At 68.6% G+C, this 8,115-nt stretch carries 7 protein-coding genes; 3 read left to right on the top strand and 4 right to left on the bottom strand.

Annotated features, from left to right (window positions below):
- The first annotated feature begins 52 nt into the window (after positions 1-52).
- Together deoC and deoA are read left to right on the top strand one after the other, a co-directional pair.
- Positions 53-799: a deoxyribose-phosphate aldolase gene (deoC, locus tag JWQ05_RS08150; RefSeq protein ID WP_299657349.1), complete on the top strand. Its 747-nt coding sequence runs from the start codon at positions 53-55 to the stop codon at positions 797-799.
- The gene (gene deoA, locus JWQ05_RS08145; protein ID WP_299657346.1) at positions 796-2,109 is read left to right on the top strand and encodes a thymidine phosphorylase; all 1,314 of its coding nucleotides are present in this window, start codon (positions 796-798) and stop codon (positions 2,107-2,109) included. Before deoC ends, deoA begins: the two co-directional genes overlap by 4 nt.
- Before the next feature lie 18 nt (positions 2,110-2,127).
- Here the strand turns inward: deoA and JWQ05_RS08140 are convergent, their stop codons facing one another.
- From JWQ05_RS08140 to dnaK, 4 genes are all read right to left on the bottom strand, one after another.
- Positions 2,128-2,316: a hypothetical protein gene (locus JWQ05_RS08140; protein WP_299657343.1), complete on the bottom strand. Its 189-nt coding sequence runs from the start codon at positions 2,314-2,316 to the stop codon at positions 2,128-2,130.
- 303 nt (positions 2,317-2,619) lie between these two features.
- A complete protein-coding gene (locus tag JWQ05_RS08135; RefSeq protein WP_299657340.1) occupies positions 2,620-3,255 on the bottom strand; it encodes an rRNA adenine N-6-methyltransferase family protein in 636 nt (211 codons plus the stop codon).
- 180 nt (positions 3,256-3,435) lie between these two features.
- Positions 3,436-4,602 carry a molecular chaperone DnaJ gene (gene dnaJ / locus JWQ05_RS08130; protein WP_299657337.1) on the bottom strand — a complete coding sequence of 389 codons (1,167 nt, stop codon included), beginning with the start codon at positions 4,600-4,602 and terminating at the stop codon, positions 3,436-3,438.
- 169 nt (positions 4,603-4,771) lie between these two features.
- Entirely contained in the window at positions 4,772-6,685 is a 1,914-nt protein-coding gene (gene dnaK, locus JWQ05_RS08125) for a molecular chaperone DnaK (protein WP_299657334.1), read from the bottom strand.
- Between the two features lie 382 nt (positions 6,686-7,067).
- Here dnaK and JWQ05_RS08120 point away from each other — a divergent pair, with 382 nt between their 5' ends.
- The gene (locus JWQ05_RS08120) at positions 7,068-8,039 is read left to right on the top strand and encodes a hypothetical protein (protein ID WP_299657332.1); all 972 of its coding nucleotides are present in this window, start codon (positions 7,068-7,070) and stop codon (positions 8,037-8,039) included.
- The last annotated feature ends 76 nt before the right edge of the window (positions 8,040-8,115 follow it).

Below are 8,115 nucleotides of genomic sequence, written 5' to 3'. Positions count from 1 at the left end.
ACCTCGCCCGCCTCGTCTCCGCCTTCGTCGCCCGCCTGTCCGCGAGTGCCCCATGATCCTCGACGAATCCGCCATCGCCCGGCGCGCCCTGCCGCTACTCGACCTCACCGATCTCGGGGATGCCTGTTCCGAGGCCGCCATCGACACGCTGTGCCGGGACGCCCGCGCCAGCGCGGTCGCGGCGGTGTGCGTCTGGCCCCATTATGTGGGCCGCTCGGCTAGGCTCCTGGCCGGCACGCCCGTGCGGATCGCCACCGTGATCAATTTTCCCGCAGGGGGCGACGACATCGAGCGCGCCGTCGAGGACACCGCCGAGGCCCTGGCGGACGGTGCCCACGAGATCGACCTCGTGCTGCCCTACCGCGCGTTCCTCGCCGGAGACTTCGAGACGGCGCGCGCGATGGTGGCGGCCGTCCGCGAGGCCTGCGCCGGCGGCGCGCTTCTGAAAGTCATCCTCGAGACCGGCGCCCTGGGTAGCCCGGAGGCGATCGAAGGTGCGAGCCGCCTCGCCATCGCGGCGGGGGCCGATTTCATCAAGACCTCAACCGGCAAGAGCCCGGTCTCCGCGACCCCGGAAGCGGCCGAGGCGATGCTTCGCGCGATCCGCGACCATGCGGGCCCGCGCATCGTCGGGCTCAAGGTCTCGGGCGGCCTGCGCACCATCGCGGATGCCGCTTGCTACCTCGGCCTCGCCGACCGGATCATGGGGCCGGCCTGGGTTTCGCCGCGCACCTTCCGCCTCGGGGCGAGCAGCCTGCACGCGACCCTGGTGGCGGCCGTGAATGAGGCCGCCCGGTGAGGCTGCCGCAGGAACTGATTCGGGCCAAGCGCGACGGGGCCGAACTGCCGGCCGACGAGATCGCCGCCTTCGTCGCCGGCCTCACCGACGGCCGCGTCACAGAGGGGCAGGCGGCGGCCTTCGCCATGGCGGTGTTCTTCCGGGGCCTGTCGCTCCCCGAGCGCGTGGCGCTCACCCGGGCGATGACGCAATCCGGCACCGTGCTCGCCTGGGACCTGCCCGGACCCGTCCTCGACAAGCATTCCTCCGGCGGGGTCGGCGACGCGGTGAGCCTCGCCCTCGCCCCCATGGTCGCGGCCTGCGGCGGCTACGTACCGATGATCTCCGGGCGCGGTCTCGGCCATACCGGCGGCACGCTCGATAAGCTGGCAAGCATCCCGGGCTACGACGCGGCGCCGGATCTCGACCGCTTTCGCCGCGTCGTGGGAGATGTCGGCTGCGCGATCATCGGCCAGACCGCCGACCTCGCCCCGGCGGACAGGCGCCTCTACGCGATCCGGGACGTCACCGGCACCGTCGAATCCCTCGATCTGATCACGGCCTCGATCCTGTCCAAGAAGCTTGCCGCGGGGCTCCATGGCCTCGTCATGGACGTCAAGACCGGCTCCGGGGCCTTCATGGCCCGACGGGCGGAGGCGCATGGCCTGGCGACGAGCATCGTCGGCGTGGCCGAAGGCGCGGGCCTGCGCACGGTGGCGCTGATCACCGACATGGATTCGCCCCTCGCCTCTGCCGCCGGCAACGCCCTGGAGGTGGCCTACACCCTCGACTACCTCACCGGCCGTGTCCGCGAGCCTGCCTTCCACGCCGTGACCCTGGCGCTCGCCGCCGAGATGCTGGTGGTGGGGGGCCTCAGCGCGGATGTCGCGCTAGCCTCCGCGCGCTTGGAAGCGGCCCTGGATTCCGGGCATGCCACGGAGATCTTCGCCCGCATGGTCTCCGCACTCGGTGGGCCGAGTGACCTCATCGAGCATGCCGGACGTCACCTGCCGGCGGCGCCCATCGTACGGGTCGTGAGGGCGCAGGCAGCGGGCTTCGTCGGATCGGTGGCCACCCGCGATCTCGGGCTCGCGGTGATCGGCCTGGGAGGTGGGCGCACGCGACCGCAGGATGCCATCGACCCGAGCGTCGGCCTGACGGGCCTGAAACGCACCGGCGCGCGGATCGAGCGGGACGAACCGTTCGCCACGATCCACGCCCGCGATGCGGCGTCTGCCGATCGCGCCGAAGCCGCACTGCGCGACGCCTACCGGACCGATGCAGCTGCGCCCATCATGGCGCCTGCGATCCTGGATCGGATCGCAGGATAATCGGTCCGAACCCACCGATCAGGCCCGGCCCTCAGTAATCGTAGCGTCCGCGATGGTGGTGATGGCCATGGTGGCGATCGCCCCAACCATGGCCCCGATGGCCCCAGTCGTGGTGGCGGTGACCCCAGCCGTGGTCACGCCGGTGTCCGTACCCGTCGTGATGACGGCCGCCATGGTCGCCGTGATGCCAGTGGCGTCCGTATCCACCGCCGCCGTGCTCGCCCCAGTATTGAATGGGCGTGACCGCCTCCCGCGAGGCGATGGCAGGCGACCCGAAGGCTGGAGCGGCCTCCGCGACTGTCGCACCGGCTGCCAAGCCGCCCACGAGCGCCAGGGCAACGAGCAAAGCCTTGCCACCCCGACGCGATCCGATCCGTGATGTGGTCATGAGAATTCTCCTGTCCCGATGGCGCGGGCACAACGCGCCCTTGGCATCCGGTTTAGGCCGCCAGCACTGAATGGGGTCTGAGACCGCTCTTCAGGTTGCGTTCGGATTCGACAGGCGGGCGATCAGGGCCGGCGGTAGACCCAGACGCGGGCGGGCGGCAGGTTGAGCCAGACCCGGTTGGAGCGGCTGGCCGTGTAGGTGCCGGCATCACAACGCGCGGGGATCGGCGGCACTACCGCGTAGGTGAACTGCACGAAAGGCGCGCTCGGATGCATCATGGCATGCGCGGCGTTGAGCAAGTCGAGACGCTGCTCCAGCGGCTTGGTGAATAGCGGCAGGCTTGAGACCATGGCGGCGGCCTTCTCGGACAGAATCGCCGAAAGGGTCTCGCGGATGTTGTAGGCGTCGCCGCGCACGATGGTCGCACGGGGGAAGCGCTTCTGGAGAAGCTTGCAGAAGTCGGGATTGTACTCGACCAGAATCAGGCGCTCCTGCTCGATTCCGCGCCGGACCAGAGCCTCGGTCACCGGACCCGTGCCGGGCCCGAGCTCGATCACCGGTCCGCTCACGCGGGGGTCGACGTAGGAGGCCATGGTGCGGGCAAGCATCTTGCCGGATGGCGTCACCGAACCTGTGACGAGGGGCCGCTCGAACCAGGAGCGCAGAAAACGCGCCTCGTCTTCCAGCGGGTCCCGTCGCGTCTGGTCGGAACCGGAGGCGAGGTCGGCTTTGGCGCTGGAGCGGCGTAGCGGCGGCAAGACCCTATGTCCTCAGATCACCGATTGGGAAGGAAAGGCTAGACGACGAAGCTCCCCGGCAGTCAAGCTTCCATCCACAGAAGGCACGTGACCGCTGAGCAGGATCGCGTGACCGATACCGGTCCGCCACATCGAATAACCGCGTGTGCGGCGATTTGATCCGCGCGGAGTCACGCTGGTTCAGGTCCGCGCCGTGCCACCGAGCCCGTCGAAGAAATCCTTGACCTTGGAGAAGAAGCCCGCGCTCTCCGGGTGGTTTTCGTCCGAGGCCGACTGGTCGAACTCCTGGAGGAGTTCGCGCTGCCGCTTCGAGAGGTTTTGAGGGGTCTCGACGAAGACCTGGATGTAGAGATCGCCGACGTCGCGCGAGCGCAGCACCGGCATGCCCTTGCCCTTGATGCGGAATTGCTTGGCGGTTTGGGTGCCGGCCGGGACCCGCACTTGCGTCTGCGACCCGTCGATCACCGGCACGGTGATCTCGCCCGCGAGCGCCGCCGTGACCATCGAGATGGGGACGCGGCAGAACAGGTCGGCGCCGTCGCGCTGGAAGAACTCGTGCGGCTTGATCGACAGGAAGACGTAGAGGTCGCCCGCCGGCCCGCCGCGAAGGCCGGTCTCGCCCTCGCCCGCCAGTCGGATGCGCAGGCCGTCGTCGACGCCCGCCGGCACGTTGATCGAGAGGGTACGCTCGCGGGTGACCCGGCCCGCGCCGCTGCAGCTCGTGCAGGGATCGTCGATCATCTCGCCGCGCCCATGGCAGTTCGGGCAGGTGCGCTCGATGGCGAAGAAGCCCTGGGCCGCCCGCACGCGGCCGTAGCCGCCGCAGGTCTGGCAGGGACGCGGCTTCGAGCCTGCCTTGGCGCCCGAGCCCGAGCAGACCTCGCAGGTGACCGAGGTCGCCATCTTGATGGTCTCGGCCTTGCCGGCGAAGGCCTCCTCCAGGGAGATCTCGAGGTTGTAGCGCAGGTCCGCGCCGCGTTCGCGGCCTGGGCCACCGCGTGCCGAGGCACCAGCCCGCCCGGCGCCGGGCGCGGCCCGGCCATCACCGAAGAAGTTGTCGAAGATGTCCGACATGAAGTCGCCGAACTCGTTGCCGAAGCCCGGTCCGCCGGCACCGCCCTGCTGGAACGCGGCATGGCCGAAGCGGTCGTACGCCGCACGCTTCTGGCCGTCGGAGAGGCACTGGTAGGCCTCGTTGATTTCCTTGAACTTGAGTTCGGCTTCCGCGTTCCCAGGGTTACGATCGGGGTGGTAGCTCATGGCGAGCTTGCGGAAGGCGACCTTCATGTCGCCGTCGGTCGCGGTCTTGGAGACGCCCAGGATCTCGTAATAGTCCCGCTTCGACATTCCCGTCCTCAAAGTCCACCGGCGCGCCGGCCCATCGGGACCGCACCGTCTTCGTCAAATTCAGCAGCGATGAACGCAATCCGCCAGATTTCGGCGGGAACCGGACATTCCAGAACCAGACATGGTGCGGGGCCGGATCGCTCCGGCCCCGCATTCCGATCTTCAGGCGTTATGCCCGCTTCTTCTGGTCCTTGTCATCGACTTCCTGGAAATCGGCATCGATGACATCGTCCTTCTTCGCCTCACCGGTGCCGGGCTCAGCGCCCGCCTCACCGGCCTGATTGGCGGCATACATCGCCTCGCCGAGCTTCATTGAGGCCTGCATCACGTCGGTGGTGCGGGCCTTGATGGTCTCCACGTCGTCACCTTCCAGCGCGGTGCGCAGTGCCGTGATCGCAGTCTCGATGGCGCCCTTGTCGTCGGCCGAGACCTTGTCGCCGTACTCCTTCACCGACTTTTCGGTGGCGTGCACGAGGCTCTCGCCCTGGTTCTTCACCTCGACGAGTTCGCGGCGCTTCTTGTCCGCCTCGGCATTGGCCTCGGCGTCCTTGACCATCTTCTCGATATCCGCGTCCGAGAGGCCGCCCGAGGCCTGGATGCGGATCTGATGCTCCTTGTTCGTCGCCTTGTCCTTGGCCGTCACGTTGACGATGCCGTTGGCGTCGATGTCGAAGGTCACCTCGATCTGCGGCATGCCGCGCGGGGCCGGCGGGATGCCCATCAGGTCGAACTGGCCGAGCATCTTGTTGTCGGCCGCCATCTCGCGCTCACCCTGGAAGACCCGGATGGTGACTGCGTTCTGGTTGTCCTCGGCCGTCGAGAAGGTCTGCGACTTCTTCGTCGGAATGGTGGTGTTGCGGTCGATGAGGCGGGTGAACACGCCGCCGAGCGTCTCGATACCCAGCGACAGAGGGGTCACGTCGAGGAGCAGCACGTCCTTGACGTCGCCCTGGAGCACGCCGGCCTGGACCGCAGCGCCGATGGCCACGACCTCATCCGGGTTGACGCCCTTGTGGGGCTCCTTGCCGAAGAAGGACTTCACCACTTCCTGGATCTTCGGCATGCGGATCATGCCGCCGACAAGCACGACCTCGTCGATCTCGGAGGCCGAGACGCCCGCGTCCTTCAGCGCCTTGCGGCAAGGCTCGATGGTGCGCTGGACGAGATCGTCGACCAGGCTCTCGAACTTGGCGCGCGAGAGCTTGAGGGCGAGGTGCTTCGGACCCGAGGCGTCGGCCGTGATGTAGGGCAGGTTGATCTCGGTCTGGGTGGCCGAAGACAGCTCGATCTTGGCCTTCTCGGCCGCTTCCTTCAGGCGCTGGAGCGCGAGCTTGTCCTTGGTGAGGTCGATGCCCTGCTCGCGCTTGAACTCCGCCGCGAGATACTCGACCACGCGGTTGTCGAAGTCCTCGCCGCCGAGGAAGGTGTCGCCGTTGGTGGACTTCACCTCGAACACGCCGTCGCCGATCTCGAGGATCGAGACGTCGAAGGTGCCGCCGCCGAGATCGTAGACCGCGATGGTGCCGGACTTCTTCTTGTCGAGGCCGTAGGCCAGCGCCGCGGCCGTCGGCTCGTTGATGATGCGCAGAACCTCGAGGCCTGCGATCTTGCCGGCATCCTTGGTGGCCTGACGCTGGGCGTCGTTGAAGTAGGCCGGCACGGTGATGACGGCCTGCGTCACGGGCTGGCCGAGATGCGCCTCTGCGGTCTCCTTCATCTTCTGAAGGGTGAAGGCGGAAATCTGCGAGGGCGAATACTTCTTGCCGTCGGACTCGACCCAGGCGTCGCCGTTGTCGCCGCGGACGATGTTGTAGGGCACGAGGCCCTTGTCCTTCTGCGTCATCGGATCGTCGTAGGTACGACCGACGAGACGCTTGATGGCGAAGAACGTGCGCTCGGGGTTCGTGACCGCCTGGCGCTTGGCCGGCTGGCCGACGAGGCGCTCGCCCTCGTCCGTGAAGGCGACGATGGACGGCGTGGTGCGCGCACCTTCCGAATTCTCGACGACCTTGGGCTGCGTGCCTTCCATGACGGCCACGCAGGAATTCGTGGTGCCGAGATCGATACCGATAACCTTACCCATGGTGGGATCCCTCTGTTGTCGTTTGGTCAAGCAGACCGCCGAGCCCCGAAGCAGCTCGGCCCATGGCTGTGCAAAACTGAATGTGTGAGAACGGGTTCAGGCACCGGTTCGCGCCCCGGAACGGTGCGGAGCCGGGTCTTAATCCCGTGTCTCGGCCGATATAAGAAGGGTGTCGCGAGGCCGCAAGGCGAGGCGCCGCCACGAGGCGCATCCGATCTCGCGCGGCAGCGCCACCGGCCCCGCGTCCCGGGCGCCCCTCGACGGAGCGGTGCGCCGTCCCATTCCCGCCGTGGCGCGATGGTCCACAGATGGTAAGTATGTGATGAACGTGCTTGGGAAAGGCATGCGCCCGCCTCCCCCGCCCATAGGCCCGAAAGTCTCGATGCGTCTGACCCGCGTACTCCTCCTTCTACCCGTGCTGGCCTCGGTTCCCCAATCGGCCTCTGCGCAGTCGTTCTTCGAGGAATTGTTCGGGATCGGGCGGGCGGCCAAGCCGCCAGTTCCCCCGCGCGGCGTGCCGGGCACGCCCGTGGCCCCGCCCCCTGGCGCGCCCGGCGAGGCTCCGCCGCCCGTGGCCGAGACCCCGAGGGCGCCGCCTGTGCCGAGGCAGCCCGTGGTGCTGAAGGCACCGTCCGAGGATAACGTGATGGGCCAGGAGCTGCTGCTCAACGGGCTCACCGGTAGCCTCAAGCTCGAGAAGTCGGGGGCCGGGACCACCGCCCGGATCACGCTGCCGGGCACCAAGATCTCGCAGCCCGTCGAGACCTGCAAGGTGCCGCTCAACGGCGGATCACCCGTGGCGGTGTCGTCGGAAGGTCGGCCCGAGGGGGTCGCCCGCTTCGAGATCGCGGGCGGCGAGTGCCCGCTGCGCTTCGAGATTCTCGACGGGGCAGTGCTGGTCAAGCCGCTGGCCGGTGCCGTCTGCACCTTCGCGGCGGCCGATTGCGCAACCACCCCGACAGGGCTCTGGGGGCCGGCCGCCGCGAGCCTGATCCCGCGCGCGGGCGAATTCGAGGGCGCGCGCGGCGGGGCCGACCGGGCGGTGCGCGAGAACTACAAGCTCATGAGCCAGCGCCTGCGCGGCCAGGACCTGCGCCCGGTGGTGACCGAGCAGGCGGCGTTCTCGTCGGACCGCGAGCAGCTCTGCCGGACCTATGCCCGCGAGGGCGCGCATGGGTTCTGCAACCTGCGCTTCACGGAGGCCCGGGCCCTGGCGCTCGCCACCCGTCTCGGCGTCACCGTCAGCACGGCGACCCCAAGCGCATCGGCCGCCGCGCCGCCGCGCCCGCGCCGCAAGCCCCCTGTGGAGGGCATGAACCCGGATGCCGGCGGTTCCCCCTTCGTCGAGCCGTAGCGCCGCTCAGCTGTGGCCGGCGCTGACCGACAGCATCGCGAGTTCGATGCCGTTGTTGCGAAGCGTCCGCTCGTAC

This window comes from Methylobacterium sp., from assembly GCF_028290105.1.
Lineage (GTDB): Bacteria > Pseudomonadota > Alphaproteobacteria > Rhizobiales > Beijerinckiaceae > Methylobacterium.
The sequence above is the reverse complement of the archived record's forward strand: the minus strand, read 5'-3'. Positions and strand labels throughout refer to the sequence as shown.

Coding starts and splice junctions, on each gene's coding strand:
- deoC (WP_299657349.1), top strand. CDS start 53: ATGATCCTCGACGAATCCGCCATCGCCCGGCGCGCCCTGCCGCTACTC.
- dnaJ (WP_299657337.1), bottom strand. CDS start 4,602: ATGTCGAAGCGGGACTATTACGAGATCCTGGGCGTCTCCAAGACCGCG.
- dnaK (WP_299657334.1), bottom strand. CDS start 6,685: ATGGGTAAGGTTATCGGTATCGATCTCGGCACCACGAATTCCTGCGTG.
- JWQ05_RS08120 (WP_299657332.1), top strand. CDS start 7,068: ATGCGTCTGACCCGCGTACTCCTCCTTCTACCCGTGCTGGCCTCGGTT.